The following is an 18,683-nucleotide window of genomic DNA, read 5'->3' as shown; positions in this document are numbered from 1 at the left end:
GGGTAAAGTTCGTAATCAAGTAGTTCTAAGTCGAGCTCGGAAGGCAAAAGGAAGGCAGAGTCCATTCTTCAAAATTACAACCCAAACCTCGACTTTCACCAAATGTGACGATGAACCGTCAAACCAGTCCATGGGTTTCATTCCAACAGCCCCGCCCATGATCCACCTGATTTTACCAAAAAGGTGGGGTTCCGGTAAAAAAGGAGCAAGCCCCAAGGTGAGGCTTGCCATTAACCAAAGTTTCCAGTTGTTGATTGATTGTTTCATTTCGTTTTCAAATAGCCTGTCTTTTGAAACTGCAAAACAGGAAATTCTGAGTGGTCTGAAAAGGAGTTGTGTGATCTTCGGTCAAGCATCGAATTTTCTCAAATCCATTTTTCAATTCCGTTGTCAACGAATCTTCTGTATATTGTTTGATTGTCAGCCCACTGCATTTGGTGGGGCCGTTTTCTGAAAAAGTACCAATGGTCAAAAAGCCGTTCACTGATTTTCGGGCCGTCTCCATGTATTTTGCCACCTGCTCGGTGGTGGTCAAAAAATGAAAAGTGGCTCGGTCGTGCCAAACGTCAAAGGTAGTATTGGGTTCAAAATCAGTGATGTCGCTTACGACCCAATTGATTTTTTTTGCATTCTCGCCCAAGCGCTTTTTTGCTTTGTCAAGGGCTTTAGCGGAAATGTCTAAAACAGTGACGTTTTCAAAACCTTCGTTGACCAAAAAATCCACCAATTTGCTGTCACCCCCACCGATGTCAATGATTTTGGCCGTTTTGGGCAGTTTGAACGAATGAATAAAATCCAGTGACGTTGTGGGTACGTCCTGAGTCCAGCTTACTTGGTCGGGGTTTTTGGTTTCGTAAACCGTTTCCCAATGGTTTTTATTTTCCGGGTTCATCATATCAACTATTCTAACACTCTTTCATGCATTTGCAAATTGACTGACTATCTGTTCCAATTGATGTTTATGAACGACTCCCGATTGTCGCCATTTAATTTCTCCTTTTTGAAATAAAATCAGCGTAGGCACGCCCTGAATTCGGTAGGCTTGGGCAGCGTTCGGATTTTGATCTACGTCGATCTTAATGACGCGCACACGGTCGCCCATTTGGTCGGCAAAATCTTTCAAAATCGGCGACATCATTTTACAGGGGCCGCACCATTCGGCAAAAAAATCAACCAAGGTGGGAGTTTCGGAATTGATAATATCGGCAAATGTTTCTTTTTTCTGTGTTGTTTCCATGACGATAATGAATAGAATTGAATGGAAATAATTAGGATACAAAGGTCCGTAATTGAAAAATAAAGCTCCGTGATAAATGTTACAAACCCTAAAATAAAAAAGCATTCCAACCCTGAATCCTGTAAAGGTACACAGCGTTGGAATGCCTGACTTGTATATTTGGATTACTTACAGCATCGTACTTGGACAAACATACTCGGTCAATGGCAATTTGCCGAAGGCTTTGATGGCGGCAAAACCACCGGCCACATCAACCAGGTTGTTAAAGCCGCGGGCTTTCAGAATCGAAACCGCGATCATGGAACGATACCCTCCCGCACAGTGCAGGTAATACGTTTTGTCGGGGTTGATTTGGGCCATGTTGTCGTTCAAAAAGTCGAGCGGCAGGTTTTCAACGCCGATCACGTGCTCAGAATCGTATTCGCTTTTCTTCCGAACATCAAAAGCGGCAAGGGTTGGATTTCCAGCCAATAAATTTGAAAATGCTTCGGCAGAAATAGAGGTTACGGTATCTGCTTCTTTGCCCGCTTCTTTCCAAGCCTGTATTCCTCCCAGCAAATAACCGATGCAATTGTCGTAGCCTACCCGCGCCAAACGCGTGATGGTTTCTTCTTCTTTTCCCGGCTCTGTCACCAATAAAATCGGTTGTTTTAAATCGGGAATAAGCGTGCCGACCCACGAAGCAAATTGCCCTTCAATACCAATGTTAATTGCGTTGGGAATAAACCCTTTAGCAAAGGTTTGCGCCTCGCGCACATCCAGTACCAAGGCTTCGGTTTCGTTGGCGGCCGCTTCAAACGCCTCGGGCGAAAGCGCCTGACTTCCCCGCTGCATGACTTCGTCCAAACTTTCATACCCCTTGATATTCATCAGCACGTTTTGGGGAAAATAGCTGGGTGGAGCTACCAATCCTGTCAATATTTCTTTGATAAATTGCTCTTTGGTCAGATTCAGGTTCAACGCATAATTAAACAGTTTTTGATTGCCGAGCGTATCTGTCGTCTCTTTGCTCATTTTTTTACCGCAAGCACTGCCGGCCCCGTGTCCCGGATAAACAATCAGTTCATTAGGCAACGGAATGATTTTGTTGCGCAGTGATTCGTATAAATGCCCGGCCAGTTTTTCTTCGGTCAGGTCACTGATTACGTGCTGGGCCAAATCGGGGCGTCCTACATCGCCGATAAACAGGGTATCACCCGTAAAAATGGCGGTTTCTTTGCCTGTTTCATCAATAAGTAAAAAACAGGTCGATTCCATGGTGTGTCCGGGCGTATGAATGGCTCGGATTTTTATTTTTCCCAGCTGAAAATCTTCGCCATCCTGCGCTGTATACGCGGTGTAAGCAGGTTTGGCAGTAGGTCCAAAGACAATCGTCGCTCCCGTTTTGGCGGATAAATCTAAATGTCCGGATACAAAATCGGCGTGAAAGTGGGTTTCAAATACGTATTTGATATTGGCCCCCTCTTTTGTTGCACGGTCAATGTAGGGTTTTGTGTCGCGAAGCGGATCAATGATGGCAGCTTCTCCTTCTGATTCGATGTAATAAGCGGCTTCTGCCAAACAACCCGTGTAAATTTGTTCTACTTTCATGTTTTTTTAAGTGTTTAAGTGAGGTAGTTATCCTCAAACATTCAATGTTTGATAGAACAAAATTAGGAAAGTGCAGCAACGACTTTTGTAACATTTGGCACACAAAAATGCTGATCTTAGTCAGCTTTTACAACTTGTTTTATAATTTGATCTCAGTTATTGACACAAAAAAAGAGGTTCTTTTAGAAAACCTCTTTAGCAGATAATTCGTGTTATTGGAGAGAAAAATCAGTAAACGGCCACCTCTGCCATCGCTGTTTCTAACGGATTGCTTTTATTGACCCAGTCGTTGATACCTCCCGAGTAATTTTTTACATTTTTAAAACCGTTTTTAGCTAAAATAGAGTACCCAATCGCAGCTCTATCACCGCCCTGACAGTGAATAACAACCTGCTTGTCACGGCTGATTTTGCCAAGGTTTGTTGGCAGCGTGCCAATGAACACATTCACTGCTCCTTCGATATGACCGGCGTTGTATTCCGCCACACCGCGTAAATCTACCACTTGAACATCTTCGCGGTTCAAATAAGTCTTAAACTCCTCTATTTCAATTACATCACTTTTGGCTAATTCAACACCTGCCGAGGTAACATCCGAAATGTAACCATATACGTTATCTAAGCCAATACGCATTAATTTACGGGTCAAATCTTCAATTTGAGCATCATCAGCGACCAACATAAATGATTCTTCATAATTGACAAACCAGCCCATCCAAGTGGCAAATGCGTTGTTGCCCTGAATATTGAGACTATCGGGCACGAAGCCTGCCGCAAAATTCACTTTGTTGCGCGTGTCAATGAGTTTAATGCCTTTGGCCATGGCCTCTTTTACTTCTTCTCCCGTCAATTTCTTTTGCTTAGGCACTTCCGTCAGCAACGGGCGATTTACTTTATTGAGTTTTTTCATCATCGCAAAATAGGTGGGCGGCTCCGGTTGGTCCGTCAGCAGGTATTTTACAAATCCTTCTTGGTCATCATCGTATTGAAAAGCCCAGTTTCTAATTTTTTCGTATCCTACCGTTGAGCTTGGTACTGCGCCCAGTGCTTTTCCGCAGGCCGACCCAGCACCGTGTCCGGGCCATACTTGCAGAAAATCCGGTAGAGCACTGAATTTTTGGATGGAATGATACATTTGCAGCGCTCCGGCGTCCTGCGTTCCGAGCATACCGGCGGCTTTTTCCAACAAGTCCGGACGGCCAATGTCGCCTACAAACACAAAATCTCCCGTAAACAACATCACCGGTTGCAACGAAGCGGGTTTGTCGGTCAATAAAAAGCTGATGCTTTCGGGCGTATGTCCGGGGGTATGAATTACTTTGAGGGTTAGGTTACCTACACTAATGACAGAGCCGTTTTTCAGTCCAACGTGGTCAAATTCGTATTCCCAACCTTCGCCGCCTTCGTCGGAGAGGTATAAGGTTGCTCCCATAATCGCGGCTAACTCCCGGGCACCCGACAGAAAATCGGCGTGAATGTGGGTTTCGGTCACGTGGGTGATGCGCAACCCGTTTTGTTTGGCAATGTCCACATACGTATCAACGTCTCTTTTGGGGTCAATCACGATGGCTTCGCCGGTTTTTTGGCAGCCTACGAGGTAGCTTGCCTGCGCTAAGGTCTTGTCATAAATGTGTTGGAAGAACATGGTTATCGGTTGTTTATCGGTTGCGATGAATAATAGAGTAAAACTACAATGAGCGACAAAGTCAATCTGTCACTTTTGGTACAGAAGCCAATTTTTGTTTTAATCAATGGAAGAAAATTTCTTTGGAAATGATGTAAACGCCCATCACCAGCACAAACCAACCGAAGGCTTTTTTGAGCTTTTCGCCGGCAATAAATCGCGAAAGGTAAGCCCCTACAAAAATACCAACGACCGAAAGGGCAGTAAATTCCAGCAGGAAGGTCCAATCCACTAACGAATTGGAAATATCTCCTACGAAACCAATCAATGATTTGGCCGCAATAATCAGCAGCGATGTTCCTACGGCCATTTTCATCGGTAAACGTGCTAATAAAACTAAGGCGGGAATAATTAAAAAACCACCTCCCGCTCCTACGATTCCCGTCAGAACGCCCACGACAGCACCTTCCAGTCCAATGATGGGATAGTTAAAATGAAGTTCGCCCGATTCCGCTTCCTCTTTTTTCTTATTGCCTTTTATCATCGAATAAGAGGCTGCCAGCATCACCAACGCAAAAAACAGCATGATGCCGATATTTTTGGTCACTTCAAAACCCGCAACGGTAAAGAGTGAATTCGGAATGGCAGGTACTAAATACTTACGGGTGAGAAACACCGTAATAAAAGAAGGAATGGCAAAAACGAGGGCGGCTCTGTAATTGACCAAGCCCTTACGCATAAAATTGACCGATCCCACCAACGAAGTGGTTCCGACCACGAACAATGAATAGGCAGTAGAAAGGACGGGGTTAATCCCCAAAAGATAGACCAGAACGGGCAGCGTAAGAATACTCCCTCCTCCTCCAATCAGCCCAAGGCTGATGCCGATAAAAATAGAAGCTGAAAAGCCGAAAATCTCAGTTGAGTTCATTTCCCTTGCGTAATGTGATGAATAAATGACATCACAAAAGTAGATGACCTCAAACCCCCGTTCCGTGATAATTGTTACACAGACGCAGAGATAGTTTGATTTTTTGCCGTAGTAAGCAATTCTATTTTGTTTCGGGAGAGTTTTACTTTCCCTAATTTCTCCAATTGTTTCAAAAGTCGGGAGATGACTTCACGCGACGTAGCCAACTCATTGCTTAACTCTTCGTGGGTGATATTAAATACCGTACATCCGCACTGCTTTGACTTGCGATTGAGCAACGTTAAGAGCCGTTCGTCCAGCTTATGGAAGGCAATTTGATCAATAGCCCCCAATAAATCATCAAAACGTTTTTGATAAGTAGCAAATACAAATTGTTTCCAAGAAGAATACTTGCTCATCCATTCATCCACTTTTTCCACAGGTACTAAAATCATTCGTGTTTTTTCGTCGGCTACAGCGGTAATTTCACTTTGGCGACGACCCAAACAGCAGGTAAGCGACATCGCGCAGGAATCAAGCCCTCCCAAATAATACAACAAGGCTTCGCGCCCGTCGGCATCGGCACGGGATATTTTTACCGAACCACTCAACAGGATGGGAACCGTACGAATATACCCCCCAGGCCGCATAAGCACAAACCCTTCTTCTACCTCCATGTAATTGCCGACTTGGGATAACTCCTGAAGCAAATCACTCTCAAATAAATTACCAAAATTCGCCTTTAATGTCTGAGTGTCTAATTTCATGTGTTTGGCATTACTCTATTTTAAGGTAACAAATTTTCACGTTTACAATCTACAAACCATGGATTTTATCAAAACATTTCCTGAATTCTGAATATCGTCTGAAATACCGCTGACCCTGAAGTAAACAAGCCGCCCCGCGCCCTACAAAATTTTATAGTAATCATTGGTATTTTATTATTCCCAAAGAAGAAAAAACTAAAACAACAGCTATTCGTAAAATAATAGTTGGCAATTCGCTATTTTGCAGTTAATTGCCTTGCTATGAATCTACTTTCATTAAAGGAAAAAATACGACCCTTCATCACGAACTGCTTCATTCAACATGCAAAGAAAATTTACCTTCTCCTCACTCTTATTTTTAACAATCTTTCTTACTGAAACATCATTCAGCCAACAAAAACCAACCTACAAACAGGCGGAAATTCTGTGGGATACGTGGGGCGTCCCTCACATTTACGCCAAAAATGACGAGAGCCTGTTTTATGCGTATGGCTGGGCACAAACCAAAAACCACGGAAATCTGATTTTACAATTGTACGGTCAGGCACGGGGCAAAGGAGCCGAATATTGGGGTGAAAAATACGCACAGGCCGACCGTTGGGTCATTACCAACAGCATCCACGAACGAGCCGCCGAATGGTATACGCTGCAAAAACCCGCCATGCGCAAAAATTTGGACGCTTTTGCACGCGGGGTCAATGATTATGCCAACGAAAATCCCGACAAAATCAGCCCCGAAGCGAAACGAGCCTTGCCTATTACGGCCGTTGATGTGATCGCACACGCCCAACGAGTTACCCATTTTGTGTTTCTGGCCCCTCAGACGCAGGTAGCGTCTTTGGAAAGGATGCAGGGCGACAAAAACGGCTCCAACGCCTGGGCCATCGGACCTAAAAAATCAACCAGTGGAAATACCTTACTGTTGACCAACCCTCACCTTCCATGGACCGATTTGTACCTGTATGTGGAAGCACAATTGGTATCACCGGGTGTCAATACCTACGGCATCAGTCGCATGGGATTTCCCATTTTAACGATGGCATTTAATGCTACGGCGGGCTATTCGCAAACGGTAAACACCAATGACGGACAGGATTTTTACGAGCTGACCACCGTCGAAGGAGGCTACAAATGGGATGGAAAAGTAAAGGCGTTTGAGGCCAAAGAACGGATCTTGAAAATTCGGCAACCAGATGGGTCATTGAAGGAAGAAAAAATGGTGATTCGTCATTCCGTTCATGGCCCCGTCGTGAGCGAAAAGGTCGGACCGCCGACGCGGGGTAAAACAATTGCGATGCGGGTAGCAGGCTTGGGGCAGGCAGGGATATTTGAGCAATATTGGGACATGGCGCGGGCCAAAGATTTAACGGAGTTTGAAGCGGCAGTGAGCCGATTGCAAATCCCCATGTACACGCTGATGTTTGCCGACAACAAAGGCAATATTTTCAACCTATTCAATGCCGAGGTACCCGTTCGACCGTTGGGTGACTGGAACTTTTGGTCCGGGGTGGTCAGAGGTGATACATCGGCTACATTGTGGACCAAAACCCACTCGTACAAAGATTTGCCAAAAGTCCGTAATCCTGCCACGGGCTGGCTACAAAACACCAACGAACCGCCATGGACTGCCACCGTGCCCATGGTCAATAATTACAAAGATTTCCCTGCCTACATGGCTCCCGCACCGAATATGTCATTCAGAACGCAACGCTCGGTGAGAATGCTGATGAATTCCGACAAAATCTCGTTGGATGAATTTATTCAGTTAAAACTCTCCACTCAAATGGAGTTGGCCGACCGCATCGCTCCGGAGTTGATTGCCGCCGCAGAAGCCAACGGAAGTCCCGAAGCTAAGGAAGTCGCGAGTGTCCTGTCCAACTGGGACCACAACACCGACAACGAAAGTAAAGGAGCCTTTTTATTTGACCGCTTTGTGAGAAAATGGGTAGGAGGAACCGAAAAACTCAACAGTTTAGGCACTGCCTCAAAATTATTTTCAACGCCTTGGGACCTCAACGACCCCATTAATACTCCCAAAGGCATCGCCGACCCAAAAGCCGCACTTGTTGCGTTGCTGGACGCGGCCAAAGAGGTAAAAGCGACGTATGGACGTTTGGACGTACCTTGGGGCGAAGTTTTTCGTTTCCGCATCGGCGACGTTGACTTGCCCGGCAACGGCGGCCCGGGTCCCATGGGGGTTTTCAGAACCATGACCTTGGGAGCGCCCATTGATGGAAAATACTTCCCAGCACATGGCGACACTTATGTGGCAGCTATTGAATTTTCCAAACCCCTTAAAGCCAAAGTATTGACCAGCTACGGCAACGCTACCCAACCGGATTCCAAACACAACAACGATCAATTACCCTTACTTTCGGAGAAGAAAATGAGACCAGTTTGGTTTACCCGCGAAGAAGCCGAACAGCATTTGGCCGAGAAAACGGTGTTTAAGTAGGAATACCGGTGATAAAACTCCAAAATGCTTCTTTAGAAAAAAGTCTTCTTTAATTTGGAGAAAAAACCGGCCTTCAGTAGCCATGAATAGCCAAAAGCCCAAACCGCCACGGACTCCAGCCAAAAAGTGCCGGCATTAGGGTACTCAAAATCTCGTTTGTCGAAGATAATACCGTTACTGCCGAGAAATATAATCAGCATCGCTACCAACATAATAATACCGCACACTACATATAACACCCGATCCCTTTTGATGGGGTGTTCATCGGAAGAATCCTTGGCGGGAAATCTCCAAATGGACATGATAGCTAAGCAGCCAAGAAATACCCCGGCGGAGGCGAAGTGAAAAGTTTCCCAAATTTTTTCCGGATCAATATAGGTAATGGAATACAGATAATCGGGATGGCAACACCGGGGCGCTAAATTGGTGGTTGGAAAAAATACGGCCAACAAAGCCGCGATGCCGGCAATCAGGGAAAGCAGAAAATCCCGACGGCGCTTGCCTTTGTAAATGATTAAAAATACGGCTAACAAGCTCATGGTGATGACAAAGACACTGCTCACTCGGGTATAAAAGTAGTGACTGATAGATTCCAGCGGTTTGGTATAACAGCTGACTATAGCCAGACTGATCCATAGCACAATGGGCAACAAAACACCCAAAATTCCCACTACGATTCTGAGAGTATCCTGTTCGGCTGATACTTTCGTTTCGGGATTGGTTTTCGGATTCGAGGGAAAACCGGCATTAAATTGCTGTTTCAATTGTTGATAGAGTGGCATATAAGCAGTTGGTTTAGAAGGTAGTTATCTTGTTTGCAAAGTAGGGAAGAAAAGGAGATTCCTGCAATGGGGTATTTCCCGTTTTTCTTGGAAAATACCCCGAAAAAAAATGGGAGATTTCCCGTTTGGTAAAGTGCAATACATACTATTACACTCGAATACTGCTTGCTATAAGTTTGCATCGGAGCTTAAATCCGCTCTGCTATCTGCTGAAACGCTCGTGATTATTCTCAAATAAACAGTATCCTTGTTTAGATTTAAACTTTCGCTTTTCGAAAGTAATATAAAGCTGATTTTCATGAAAAATCTTAACTTTCGGGTTATTATTCGCAAAGAACCGGAGGGGTCATATACCGCTATTGTACCCACTTTGAAAGGCTGTATTACATGGGGAGAAACCATCGAAGAAGCCATGAAAATGGCCAAAGAAGCCATTGAAGTGATGATTGAGAGTATGCAGGCAAAGGGATTGGAAACAAAGATTTAGCCAAGGGAACGTTCTTCTCTATTTTGAAAGATGCAGGTATAGATAAATCAGAAATTTGAAATTTAGCTCCCCGTTGAAGACTAAGGAAAAAATTTGTAGATGTCTTTGCGATGAACTACGCGGGCAAACTCAACCGTTTTGCCTTCAATATAAAGGCCGATTCGATATTCGCCGATTTTGATACGATAGGCAATTTTTGCTCCTTTTAGCTTTTTAATATTCTGTATACCAGCTATTTTTTGAGCTTGTTCTACATTTTCAATGGCGGAGATAATATCATCTTTTACGCGTTGACTTGTCAGTTTGTCAAGGTCTTTGTCGAATTTGGCCAAAAACTCTACTTTCATCAGCCTCTCAGTTTGCTCATGATGGTTTCTTTGGAGACTTTCTTGGTACGGTCGGCTTCTTTTAATAAGGTGGCCATTCCCAAGTCTTCTTTGGCTTCATCGGTCAGTACAGCCACTTTTACGTTCATTTTGGCCAAAAGGTCGGATAACAGCTTCTGTTCGACCTTGTTTTTTGGGGTGATGATGAGCGATTCCATTGTTTGATGATTGGTTATTCAAAAATACTTTTTTTGAGACGATTCTCAAAGTCTCACTTTTTCAAAGCCTCCCGCATCGGCATCGGCCGTCCGAACCTACTGCAAAAGTTGTTGGTTTTGCCCTTGACTGTTTACCGCAAGTTTGCATCAGGACTTAGACCGCCGCAATTGTCTGCTTAAACGCCCGTGATTATTCTCAAATAAACGGTATCTTTGTTTAGATTTAAACTTTCGCTTTTAGAACGTATTATAAAGCAAATTTCATGAAAAATCTTAACTATCGGGTTATTATTCGCAAAGAACCGGAGGGGTCTTACACCGCTATTGTACCCACCTTGAAAGGATGTATTACATGGGGGGAAACTATCGAAGAAGCCATGAAAATGGCCAAAGAAGCCATTGAAGTGATGATTGAAAGCATGCAGGCAAAGGGATTGGAAATACCTGACGATAGCGAAACAGTAGAGTATTCGGTAAATGTACCCAACTTGCAATACGCGTAACCCTAATGGACTATTCGGCCAAAAACTTAATCAAAATTCTCAGGCAAAAAGGCTGGATTTTAGATAGAGTCAAAGGAAGTCATCATGTTTTTCAGCATCCAAATGGCGGTTTTGTGATTGTTCCCGTTCATGGAAACAAAGATTTAGCAAAGGGAACGTTCTTCTCTATTTTGAAAGATGCGGGTATAGATAAATCAGAAATTTGAGGCGCCTCACTTCCTCAACGCCTCCCGCAGCGGCATCGGCCGTCCGAACCTACTGCAAAAGTTGTTGGTTTTGCACTTAACTGAGATGCTAAAAATTTTATTTCCTCAAAGCCTCCCGCAGCACCTGCTGCAAAAGCTGTTGGTTTTGCACTTGACTGCTTTTGATGCTGGCCTCCAAGGCATCGCAGGTTTGCATCAATGACTCCAATTTTTCTACAATGCGCCGCTGCTCGGAAAGGGGTGGAAGAGGGATGGGAAGTGCCTTCATATTATCTTGTGATATATTCACTTGACTATCGGCCATTCCCACCATTTTATTTTCGATAAATGGTTTTAACAGTGGGCTATTTAAAGCCAATGCTATGAATTTTGGATTCAGTAGTTCCTTGGAATGTTTAATCCGAATTGTTTTATCAGAAAGCATTAGATTCTTTGACAGATGTTCAACACAACAAACAATTCCTACTCTATTCTTAGGTCCAGCCCTTGTTATTAAAACATCACCTTCAAAAATTTTATATTGTTCGTTCACGATAAAGTTTGAAGGCAGTACTTTATTCTCATCTTGTAGAAAGCTCATTTCTTGGATGGCGGTAGTTTTAATGACACCCCATTCATCGTTTACAACAGGCTGATGTAAGCAATTTGGGCTTTTCCCACCTTCTGTATCATATATCACCTCCCCCAAACGACACCAAGTCCAATGCTCCGGAATATCAAAGCGGAACGCCGCCCCGGGGATTTCCTCCGCTTTAATAGGCGGTAAGTCTTTTTCTTTTTTAAGTTTTTTGGCGGCAATGAGCTGCGCTTTCTCGACTTTGATTTTTTCTAAAAGTTGTTGGCCAGTTTCTCCGTCGTTGTTTGGCTCAACGAGTTTTCCCTGCATGGCTTCGCGCAGGAAGGATTGGCGGAGTTGTTTAACAAGGTCGAGTTGGTGGGTGAGTTCGGTAGAGAGTTGATTGCACATGAGTTGGGACTCGTGCAGTTCCAGCACGTTCTCTTCGGTTTCTGAATCAAAATACGCTTTGTCTGAAACAATTGTATTACTCTGAAAAGCATCAACGAAATCTAATAGTTTTGTTTGTACTTCAAGTGGAGGAACCGGAATCCAAGTTGTAAGAAATTGTTCCATAGTTATGCTCGGCGAATTGAATCCCGAAATCATATCTAAAAACCTTGCTTTCACATAATCAGATAAAAGCCAAAGCTTAATAAACTGACTATCAAGTTGATTGATTTTGAATACGGCAAATCCGGTTGAACCAATGTAGTATTCTTTATCCTCTTCAACAATCGCGATGTTATTTAAATAAGGTCGTACCAATGAATACATTAGATACCCTTTTTTTAACACTCTCCGCGCTCGTGACGAAAGTTCCGAAACTGTTTTTAGCTTAGGTTCCCGGATTCTATATGCGTTATTGTCGATAGCATCAATATCAACATAATGAATCAAAGTTTCAGGAGGAAGTTTTGCTTCAATGTTAAGATTGTCAGCAAGTTCAGCTATGTCGGCAAACTTGCTCCACGTCCAATCATTAGGCAATGGGAAAGGAGTATTTTCAGAAACTACTTGATTGGAATACTTTTGACCTAAACTATGTATGATATATTCAAAGTAGCTACCTACTGATTTATTGAACAAACTTTCCCAATCTAATCCATTGGGGGTTATTTTTTTTCTTCCTCTACTCATATTGGTTTTGTGTCAATCTGCTTGTTTTCGGTGGTTTGTGCCTTTGTCTGTGAGGCTAAACTAATTTTTTTTTATCTTTGTTGAAAGGCTATATAACTCAGGCACCGATGAAAACCATAACGCCCAAAATCAAAACAAACGAAGGAAACGGCAAATCTCCCAAGAAAAACACCCAACACCCAAAAATAACATTGGGAGCAGGCAGGTATTTGGCCGAGATTGACTACGATGCCGTTTTTGATAACGCTTTGAGAAAATGAGAAACTACTTGCTTGATACTCAAGTATTTATTAAAGCATTTCAACAGCCGGAACTTCTACCTAAAAAGATTGTCAGACTTTTGGAAGACCCTCGTTCCATTAAATATGTCAGTTCGGTTTCTTTTTGGGAAATGGCTTATTTGTTGGATACTAAACCGCACATTTTTAAAATAAAAGTCCCTCTCTCTACTTTTATCAACGAAGCCGTACAAAGTTTACAGGTAATCGTTTTGAATTTAACGGCCGAACATTCCCAACGTTTTTATGAAATTCAACCTGTCAAAGACCACAAAGATATCTATGACAGGGTGTTGATAGCCCAAGCGGCAAGTACGGGCTTTACGATGGTGTCAACGGATAGATACTTCCCTGATTATCCCATTCGTTTGTTTGACTACGAATAGCCCTGCACTGCCTCCTTCAATTGTCCCAACAACGCGTGGCTTTTAGCAAATGACGTTTCCAACATGGCCATCAGTTCGGCGCTGCTGTAATCGTGGCTTTCTTCGGGCTTTATGGGGTTTTTGATGTCCAGGTCGTAGTTGCGGTCGATAATGGTTTGGATGTCCACTTTCCAGCATACATCGCTTTCGACGCGGTGGTCCCACCATGCTTTGATGGGGTCAAACTCCTTGGCTTGGATGGTTTTGGTTTTGGAGTACGATTTTTGTCCTTCGGGCAGGCGGTGTTCGTAGTACCAGATTTCCTTGGTCGGTGTGCCTTTCGTGAAAAAAAGCAGGTTGGTCGCTACCGTGGCGTAGGGTTGAAACACGCTGTTGGGCAACCGGATGATGGTATGCAGGTTGCACTCTTCCAACAGGCGTTGGCGAATGCGCAGCTTCACGCCCTCGCCCGTGAGGCTGCCGTCGGGCAATACGATTCCGGCGCGGCCACCCTGTTTGAGCAGGTGAATCATCAGGACCAAAAACAGGTCGGCACTTTCTTTGGTGCGGTAGTTTTGGGGGAAGTTGTTTTCGTTGTTGTTAGCCACAATCCCGCCAAACGGAGGATTCGCCAAAATAACGTGGACGCGGTCTTTCTCGGTAAAATTGCTCAACGGTTGGTCGAGCGCATCGCCAAAACGGATGTTGGGCACTTCGATGTCGTGCAGGATCAGGTTGGTAGTGGCCAACAGAAACGGCAGCGGCTTGTACTCCCAGCCGCGCACGTTTTCGGCAATGCTCTGGCGGTCTTCCACGCTGTTGGCCTGGGCTTTGAGGTGCTCAATGGCGCAGGTCAGGTAGCCGCCCGTGCCGCAGGTAGGATCGAGCAGCTTCTCTCCGATTTTGGGGTCAATGATGTCGGTGATAAACTGCGTAATGGCGCGGGGCGTGTAAAACTCGCCGCTTTTGCCCGCACTTTGGAGTTCTTTGAGGATGCCCTCGTACAATTCGCCAAAGGCGTGGCGGTCTTTGGCCACGTTAAAATCGATCTCGTTGAGTTTGTTCAGCACCTTCCGGATGTTGATGCCGCTCTTCATGTAGTTGTTGTTGCCCTCAAACACCTCCCGCACAATGAGCGCTCGGCGGTTGCCCGTGCTGACGTCGAGGTTGCGCAGGGCCGGAAAGAGTTGACGATCCACAAACTCCAGCAGCTCGTCGCCCGTGATGCCTTCGTCGTCGCCCGCCCAATTACCCTTTTCCTGTATCCAATGATACGCCGCTGGAATGGGCGACGTGTAGGTATCGTCCAGCAATTCCAACTCTAAGTCCTTGTCGGAGAATATTTTAAGAAAAAGCATCCAGCCCAGCTGTTCCACGCGTTGGGCATCGCCGTTGAGGCCCGTATCCTGCCACATGATGTCGCGGATGCTTTTGATTACGCCAGTTATGTTGCTCATATTGTCTGTACTTGGATTTATGGGATTATTGGATTTTAGGATTTTTTTAAAGCAGGAAATCTTTCCTTCAAGCCATGATTCTTAGGTTTTTTGTTTTGGGATTTATAAGATTAATTACAATGATTTAATGGAATTTTAGGGAAGATTGAAAGAAATCCTTAAATCCTATTAATCTTAGGTTATCGTTTGTTGTCGGGGTGTTTGGTGTTGAATACCCGTTTAAAATCAAGGCTTTTACTGCCAAAATTAATGAGCAAACCAACCGGAAGGTTATAGGCTTCCAAATAGTTGATGGCTTGGGCAAGGTGCGCCTCATTGAGCAACGAAACAGCCTTCATTTCGACCATTATTTTATCTTCCACAAAAAAATCAACACGGCGCGTTCCGATGTGTATGCCATCATAATAAATAGACATTTCCATTTCGCGAGCAAAACCCAAACCCTGTTTTTCCATTTCAATAGCCAACGCCCGTTGATAAATAACTTCCGCTCCGGCGGCCCGGCTGGAAACCACTTCCCAACGTAGCATGTACTTTCATGGAGCAACCAATGATTTTATGCGTCAACTCTTCGTGTTTCATTGTAATTTTTTTGTCGAATATGTACATTAAAAAATCCTGTAATTCAAATCATTAGGAATTTGTCGATTAGGCAAATAAAAAAAATCCTACAATCCTAAAATCCGCCTAATCCCAGTTTAGGCTGTTATTTTATATAGTTCATTTTCCAATTCCTTAATCGCCTTCAAATAATTGGGCTTGCCGCCAAACTCCTTCAAAATCTCCACCGGTGAGCCAAAGTCGGTCAATGGTTTTACTTTGAGCACGTCCATGCTTTCGATGTTGGTAATGCCTTCGTCGGCGTATTTGTCGAGCAGCGCTTCCAGTACTTTTTTGGATTGAGGGCCGTACTTGGTAAAGTAGTCGCGCTTCTTCACGTTGTTGGCCCGTTCCTTCCTGCTGAGCGGCGGTTGGTCGTAGGCCACGTGGCAAATTAAGTCAAATAAATCAACTTCTTTGTCCACGGCCTCGTACAGCGCCTCCACCAAAACACCCTGTTCGAGCAGTTCGGCCACGATAGCCTCCTTACGTTCAGTGGTATTCCAACGATTCAAAAAATCATCCAACGAAGCAAATTTTCCCTGAATGATGCCCTTCGTATGGTCTTTCAGGCTCGTGGTGATGGGTTTGCCCTGATTGTCAAAATACAACTCCCGACTCACCAGCACCGATACATCCACCCCGTTGACGTACACTTTTTGGCGCGGTTCCTGTGCCATACCGCCACCGGGCAGCGAAGGGTAGCGAATCACGGGCGGTTGGGGCGTCATTTCAATTTCCTCCCCCGACACTTCGTCAATGATAGGCGTCGTATTGTTTTCGTCTTCTTCGACAATCGTACTCAAATCCTCCTCTTCGCTTACCGGTTTTATCCGAATCGGGTCACCGTCAAAGGCAGTATCGGCAAACAAGTCGGTGGCATTCCGAAAATCGAGAATAGTAAAGTAGCGTTTGCCATATTCCTCGTTGATTCGGGTGCCGCGTCCGATGATTTGTTTGAACTTGGTCATGGAATTGATGTTGGCATCCAACACAATCACTTTACAGGTTTGCGCATCTACGCCCGTGGTCATCAATTCGGAGGTGGTCGCAATCACGGGATAGCGTTCTTCGGGGGCAATGAAGTTGTCGAGCTCGCGTTTGCCTTCGTCATTATCGCCCGTGATCTGCATCACGTACTTGTAGTTTTCGGCCACCAAATCGGCATTGTGGCGGGCCATGGCCGAGCGCATCCGTTCGGCATGGTCAATGTCCACGCAAAAAATAATGGTTTTGGCAAAGCGGTCATAGCCTTTCAGAAATTCCGTGACTTTTTGGGCCACGATGTCCGTCCGCTCGTCAATCGCCAGTTTTCGGTCATAGTCCGAGCGATTATAGACGCGGTCTTCGACCAAGTTTCCGGCTTTGTCGGTTTTTCCCTGTTCGGGCCGCCAACCTTCGGCATCCACGTTGAGTGCTACCCGAACCACCTGATACGGAGCCAAGAATCCGTCGTCAATGCCCTGCTTGAGGGTATAGGTATAAACCGGTTCGCCAAAATACTCGCTGTTGCTGGTCTCTTCCGTTTCTTTGGGCGTGGCGGTCAAGCCGACGTGCGTGGCATTTTTGAAATAACTCAAAATTTCGCGCCAGGCGCTGTCTTCGTTGGCGCTGCCCCGGTGGCACTCGTCAATGACGATGAGGTCAAAGAAATCGGGGGAAAACTGTTTATAAACGTTGGCCGCTTCATCTGAACCCGAAAGCCCTTGGTACAACGCCAGATAAATTTCGTAGCTTTTATCAATTTGGCGGTGTTTGACCACCGTCATTTTATCTTTAAAATGCTTAAAGTCGCCTCGCCGCGTTTGGTCAATCAGCGCGTTTCGGTCGGCCAGAAAGAGAATCCGTTTCTTCGCCCCGCTTTTCCAAAGTCGGTGAATGATTTGAAAGGCCGTATAGGTTTTTCCCGTTCCGGTAGCCATTACGAGCAAAATGCGGTTTTGGCCGTTGGCAATGGCCTCTACGGTACGATTGACCGCGATTTGCTGATAATAGCGTGGATTCCGTCCGCTGCCGTCGGCGTAATACGGTTGCGCGGCTATTTTCTCTGCATCGGGCGTGATGATGCCTTTGTACTTTTTGTACTTCTCCCAAAGCTGTTGCGGCGTAGGGAAGTTGTCAAGGGGTATTTCTTCTTCAATCTGCGCATCGGTAGCGGTTCGGTCATGGAAGAGAAAGCCGTCGCCGTTGCTGCTGAACACGCAGGGAATATCCAAAATGCGGGCGTAGTTGAGCGCCTGTTGCATCCCGGCCCGCACGGAATGTTTGTTGTCTTTGGCCTCTATAATGGCAATGGGAATATTGGGCTTGTAATAAAGCACGTAGTCGGCCCGTTTGCGTTCTCCCCGGGCGGTCATTTTGCCACGCACGTAGATTTTTCCGTCGGTAAACGAAACCTCTTCTAAAAACTGAGTCAATTTATTCCAGCCGGCTTTTTCTAACGCAGGCGTGATAAGCTTGGTGCAGATGTCTCTTTCAGACAGGTTTTTTTTATCCATAGCGTTGAGGAACAGTATGTCAAACTTGGCCAAAAGATAAGGTTTTTTAGCGATTCCATCAGCGAATTTAAGCTAAAAAACGATGGAAGAAGACCGAAAAGGGTAAGCTATCTGCAAACTCAAAGGCCGGCGATGAACGGTTGATGGGTGAATGAACTAATGATTTTATGAAGAGCTGCGATTGGCAATAACCTTGTACAGTAAAAGAAGGAGGATTTTGGCAGAATGTAGAAAAAACGATAACTGGCGCGTCCCCTAACAAAAAACAAACCAGCTAACTATCTATCAGTTAGCTGGTTATTTATTAAAGGTGTGCGCCCGAAGGGACTCGAATGGCAACGGCTAACCGCCCTATCGGTGGTACCGAAAACCAAATTAATGAATTTGTGTGCGCCCGAAGGGACTCGAACCCCTATCGGTGGTACCGGAAACCACAATTCTATCCATTGAACTACGGGCGCAAAAAAGATAAAAGAACAAAATATTTTACTCTGCCCTTATCGGCGGGTGCCTATTTCGGGCTGCAAATATACGCTTTTGTATTAAATTGCAAACACGTTTTGCACGTTTGGGTGTACGAAAAAGTGCAGATTTATTTCAAGCTGCTATTCTGACCTTTTTTGTAACCTGATTCCACTGATTACTTAGGAACTTTGTTCTGAGATTTAAGACCTGTTGTCCCCCT

The 18,683-nt window shown here is 44.9% G+C and carries 20 protein-coding genes and 1 tRNA gene; 6 read left to right on the top strand and 15 right to left on the bottom strand.

Annotation, left to right across the window (positions count from 1 at the left end):
- Positions 1-15: 15 nt before the first annotated feature.
- From Q0081_RS09200 to Q0081_RS09170, 7 genes are all read right to left on the bottom strand, one after another.
- Entirely contained in the window at positions 16-267 is a 252-nt protein-coding gene (locus Q0081_RS09200; RefSeq protein ID WP_298351795.1) for a hypothetical protein, read from the bottom strand.
- A 7-nt stretch (positions 268-274) separates the two neighbouring features.
- The gene (locus tag Q0081_RS09195) at positions 275-892 is read right to left on the bottom strand and encodes a class I SAM-dependent methyltransferase (RefSeq protein WP_298351797.1); all 618 of its coding nucleotides are present in this window, start codon (positions 890-892) and stop codon (positions 275-277) included.
- A 24-nt stretch (positions 893-916) separates the two neighbouring features.
- A complete protein-coding gene (trxA, locus tag Q0081_RS09190) occupies positions 917-1,237 on the bottom strand; it encodes a thioredoxin (protein ID WP_298351793.1) in 321 nt (106 codons plus the stop codon).
- Positions 1,238-1,405: 168 nt separating this feature from the next.
- The gene (locus Q0081_RS09185; protein WP_298351791.1) at positions 1,406-2,827 is read right to left on the bottom strand and encodes a rhodanese-like domain-containing protein; all 1,422 of its coding nucleotides are present in this window, start codon (positions 2,825-2,827) and stop codon (positions 1,406-1,408) included.
- Between the two features lie 228 nt (positions 2,828-3,055).
- Complete coding sequence (locus tag Q0081_RS09180; protein WP_298351789.1) at positions 3,056-4,471, bottom strand: rhodanese-like domain-containing protein; 1,416 nt, start codon at positions 4,469-4,471, stop codon at positions 3,056-3,058.
- A 103-nt stretch (positions 4,472-4,574) separates the two neighbouring features.
- On the bottom strand, positions 4,575-5,381 hold the full coding sequence (locus Q0081_RS09175; RefSeq protein WP_298351787.1) for a sulfite exporter TauE/SafE family protein: 807 nt from the start codon (positions 5,379-5,381) through the stop codon (positions 4,575-4,577).
- A 74-nt stretch (positions 5,382-5,455) separates the two neighbouring features.
- On the bottom strand, positions 5,456-6,127 hold the full coding sequence (locus tag Q0081_RS09170; RefSeq protein ID WP_298351784.1) for a Crp/Fnr family transcriptional regulator: 672 nt from the start codon (positions 6,125-6,127) through the stop codon (positions 5,456-5,458).
- A 322-nt stretch (positions 6,128-6,449) separates the two neighbouring features.
- Between Q0081_RS09170 and Q0081_RS09165 the strand changes: the two genes are divergently transcribed.
- A complete protein-coding gene (locus Q0081_RS09165) occupies positions 6,450-8,582 on the top strand; it encodes a penicillin acylase family protein (protein ID WP_298351781.1) in 2,133 nt (710 codons plus the stop codon).
- 32 nt (positions 8,583-8,614) lie between these two features.
- Here the strand turns inward: Q0081_RS09165 and Q0081_RS09160 are convergent, their stop codons facing one another.
- A complete protein-coding gene (locus Q0081_RS09160; RefSeq protein ID WP_298351779.1) occupies positions 8,615-9,364 on the bottom strand; it encodes a hypothetical protein in 750 nt (249 codons plus the stop codon).
- Between the two features lie 298 nt (positions 9,365-9,662).
- Here Q0081_RS09160 and Q0081_RS09155 point away from each other — a divergent pair, with 298 nt between their 5' ends.
- Positions 9,663-9,851, top strand: coding sequence for a type II toxin-antitoxin system HicB family antitoxin (locus Q0081_RS09155; protein WP_298351777.1), 189 nt, complete (start codon positions 9,663-9,665; stop codon positions 9,849-9,851).
- An 80-nt stretch (positions 9,852-9,931) separates the two neighbouring features.
- Here Q0081_RS09155 and Q0081_RS09150 read toward each other — a convergent pair whose 3' ends face one another.
- Positions 9,932-10,198, bottom strand: a complete 267-nt coding sequence (locus Q0081_RS09150) for a type II toxin-antitoxin system RelE/ParE family toxin (protein ID WP_298351775.1) — start codon at positions 10,196-10,198, stop codon at positions 9,932-9,934.
- Positions 10,198-10,395, bottom strand: coding sequence for a hypothetical protein (locus Q0081_RS09145; RefSeq protein ID WP_166559034.1), 198 nt, complete (start codon positions 10,393-10,395; stop codon positions 10,198-10,200). The genes Q0081_RS09150 and Q0081_RS09145 overlap by 1 nt, the downstream gene beginning before the upstream one ends.
- Positions 10,396-10,658: 263 nt before the next feature.
- Here Q0081_RS09145 and Q0081_RS09140 point away from each other — a divergent pair, with 263 nt between their 5' ends.
- Both Q0081_RS09140 and Q0081_RS09135 read left to right on the top strand, forming a co-directional pair.
- The gene (locus tag Q0081_RS09140) at positions 10,659-10,898 is read left to right on the top strand and encodes a type II toxin-antitoxin system HicB family antitoxin (protein WP_298351770.1); all 240 of its coding nucleotides are present in this window, start codon (positions 10,659-10,661) and stop codon (positions 10,896-10,898) included.
- A gap of 5 nt (positions 10,899-10,903) precedes the next feature.
- Complete coding sequence (locus Q0081_RS09135) at positions 10,904-11,104, top strand: type II toxin-antitoxin system HicA family toxin (RefSeq protein WP_298351768.1); 201 nt, start codon at positions 10,904-10,906, stop codon at positions 11,102-11,104.
- Positions 11,105-11,201: 97 nt separating this feature from the next.
- On the opposite strand, the gene Q0081_RS09130 is transcribed toward Q0081_RS09135, so the two are convergent.
- Positions 11,202-12,800 carry a restriction endonuclease subunit S gene (locus tag Q0081_RS09130; RefSeq protein WP_298351766.1) on the bottom strand — a complete coding sequence of 533 codons (1,599 nt, stop codon included), beginning with the start codon at positions 12,798-12,800 and terminating at the stop codon, positions 11,202-11,204.
- A 107-nt stretch (positions 12,801-12,907) separates the two neighbouring features.
- Between Q0081_RS09130 and Q0081_RS09125 the strand changes: the two genes are divergently transcribed.
- Complete coding sequence (locus Q0081_RS09125; protein ID WP_298351764.1) at positions 12,908-13,060, top strand: hypothetical protein; 153 nt, start codon at positions 12,908-12,910, stop codon at positions 13,058-13,060.
- Positions 13,057-13,464, top strand: a complete 408-nt coding sequence (locus Q0081_RS09120) for a type II toxin-antitoxin system VapC family toxin (RefSeq protein WP_298351762.1) — start codon at positions 13,057-13,059, stop codon at positions 13,462-13,464. The genes Q0081_RS09125 and Q0081_RS09120 overlap by 4 nt, the downstream gene beginning before the upstream one ends.
- On the opposite strand, the gene Q0081_RS09115 is transcribed toward Q0081_RS09120, so the two are convergent.
- The 4 genes from Q0081_RS09115 to Q0081_RS09100 form a co-directional block, all read right to left on the bottom strand.
- Positions 13,455-14,900, bottom strand: a complete 1,446-nt coding sequence (locus Q0081_RS09115; protein WP_298351760.1) for an N-6 DNA methylase — start codon at positions 14,898-14,900, stop codon at positions 13,455-13,457. The genes Q0081_RS09120 and Q0081_RS09115 overlap by 10 nt on opposite strands.
- A 179-nt stretch (positions 14,901-15,079) precedes the next feature.
- Positions 15,080-15,430, bottom strand: a complete 351-nt coding sequence (locus Q0081_RS09110) for a GxxExxY protein (protein WP_310586483.1) — start codon at positions 15,428-15,430, stop codon at positions 15,080-15,082.
- A 168-nt stretch (positions 15,431-15,598) separates the two neighbouring features.
- On the bottom strand, positions 15,599-17,998 hold the full coding sequence (hsdR, locus tag Q0081_RS09105; protein WP_298351758.1) for an EcoAI/FtnUII family type I restriction enzme subunit R: 2,400 nt from the start codon (positions 17,996-17,998) through the stop codon (positions 15,599-15,601).
- 389 nt (positions 17,999-18,387) lie between these two features.
- Positions 18,388-18,459, bottom strand: a tRNA-Arg gene (locus Q0081_RS09100).
- Between the last annotated feature and the right edge of the window lie 224 nt (positions 18,460-18,683).

It is taken from the genome of Runella sp. (genome assembly GCF_027484545.1).
GTDB lineage: Bacteria > Bacteroidota > Bacteroidia > Cytophagales > Spirosomataceae > Runella.
The sequence above is the reverse complement of the archived record's forward strand: the minus strand, read 5'-3'. Positions and strand labels throughout refer to the sequence as shown.

What these genes read in the sequence shown, in the direction of transcription:
- Q0081_RS09200 (WP_298351795.1), bottom strand. Translation starts at nt 267, where the DNA reads ATGAAACAATCAATCAACAACTGGAAACTTTGGTTAATGGCAAGCCTC.
- Q0081_RS09195 (WP_298351797.1), bottom strand. Translation starts at nt 892, where the DNA reads ATGAACCCGGAAAATAAAAACCATTGGGAAACGGTTTACGAAACCAAA.
- trxA (WP_298351793.1), bottom strand. Translation starts at nt 1,237, where the DNA reads ATGGAAACAACACAGAAAAAAGAAACATTTGCCGATATTATCAATTCC.
- Q0081_RS09185 (WP_298351791.1), bottom strand. Translation starts at nt 2,827, where the DNA reads ATGAAAGTAGAACAAATTTACACGGGTTGTTTGGCAGAAGCCGCTTAT.
- Q0081_RS09180 (WP_298351789.1), bottom strand. Translation starts at nt 4,471, where the DNA reads ATGTTCTTCCAACACATTTATGACAAGACCTTAGCGCAGGCAAGCTAC.
- Q0081_RS09175 (WP_298351787.1), bottom strand. Translation starts at nt 5,381, where the DNA reads ATGAACTCAACTGAGATTTTCGGCTTTTCAGCTTCTATTTTTATCGGC.
- Q0081_RS09170 (WP_298351784.1), bottom strand. Translation starts at nt 6,127, where the DNA reads ATGAAATTAGACACTCAGACATTAAAGGCGAATTTTGGTAATTTATTT.
- Q0081_RS09165 (WP_298351781.1), top strand. Translation starts at nt 6,450, where the DNA reads ATGCAAAGAAAATTTACCTTCTCCTCACTCTTATTTTTAACAATCTTT.
- Q0081_RS09160 (WP_298351779.1), bottom strand. Translation starts at nt 9,364, where the DNA reads ATGCCACTCTATCAACAATTGAAACAGCAATTTAATGCCGGTTTTCCC.
- Q0081_RS09155 (WP_298351777.1), top strand. Translation starts at nt 9,663, where the DNA reads ATGAAAAATCTTAACTTTCGGGTTATTATTCGCAAAGAACCGGAGGGG.
- Q0081_RS09150 (WP_298351775.1), bottom strand. Translation starts at nt 10,198, where the DNA reads ATGAAAGTAGAGTTTTTGGCCAAATTCGACAAAGACCTTGACAAACTG.
- Q0081_RS09145 (WP_166559034.1), bottom strand. Translation starts at nt 10,395, where the DNA reads ATGGAATCGCTCATCATCACCCCAAAAAACAAGGTCGAACAGAAGCTG.
- Q0081_RS09140 (WP_298351770.1), top strand. Translation starts at nt 10,659, where the DNA reads ATGAAAAATCTTAACTATCGGGTTATTATTCGCAAAGAACCGGAGGGG.
- Q0081_RS09135 (WP_298351768.1), top strand. Translation starts at nt 10,904, where the DNA reads ATGGACTATTCGGCCAAAAACTTAATCAAAATTCTCAGGCAAAAAGGC.
- Q0081_RS09130 (WP_298351766.1), bottom strand. Translation starts at nt 12,800, where the DNA reads ATGAGTAGAGGAAGAAAAAAAATAACCCCCAATGGATTAGATTGGGAA.
- Q0081_RS09125 (WP_298351764.1), top strand. Translation starts at nt 12,908, where the DNA reads ATGAAAACCATAACGCCCAAAATCAAAACAAACGAAGGAAACGGCAAA.
- Q0081_RS09120 (WP_298351762.1), top strand. Translation starts at nt 13,057, where the DNA reads ATGAGAAACTACTTGCTTGATACTCAAGTATTTATTAAAGCATTTCAA.
- Q0081_RS09115 (WP_298351760.1), bottom strand. Translation starts at nt 14,900, where the DNA reads ATGAGCAACATAACTGGCGTAATCAAAAGCATCCGCGACATCATGTGG.
- Q0081_RS09110 (WP_310586483.1), bottom strand. Translation starts at nt 15,430, where the DNA reads ATGCTACGTTGGGAAGTGGTTTCCAGCCGGGCCGCCGGAGCGGAAGTT.
- hsdR (WP_298351758.1), bottom strand. Translation starts at nt 17,998, where the DNA reads ATGGATAAAAAAAACCTGTCTGAAAGAGACATCTGCACCAAGCTTATC.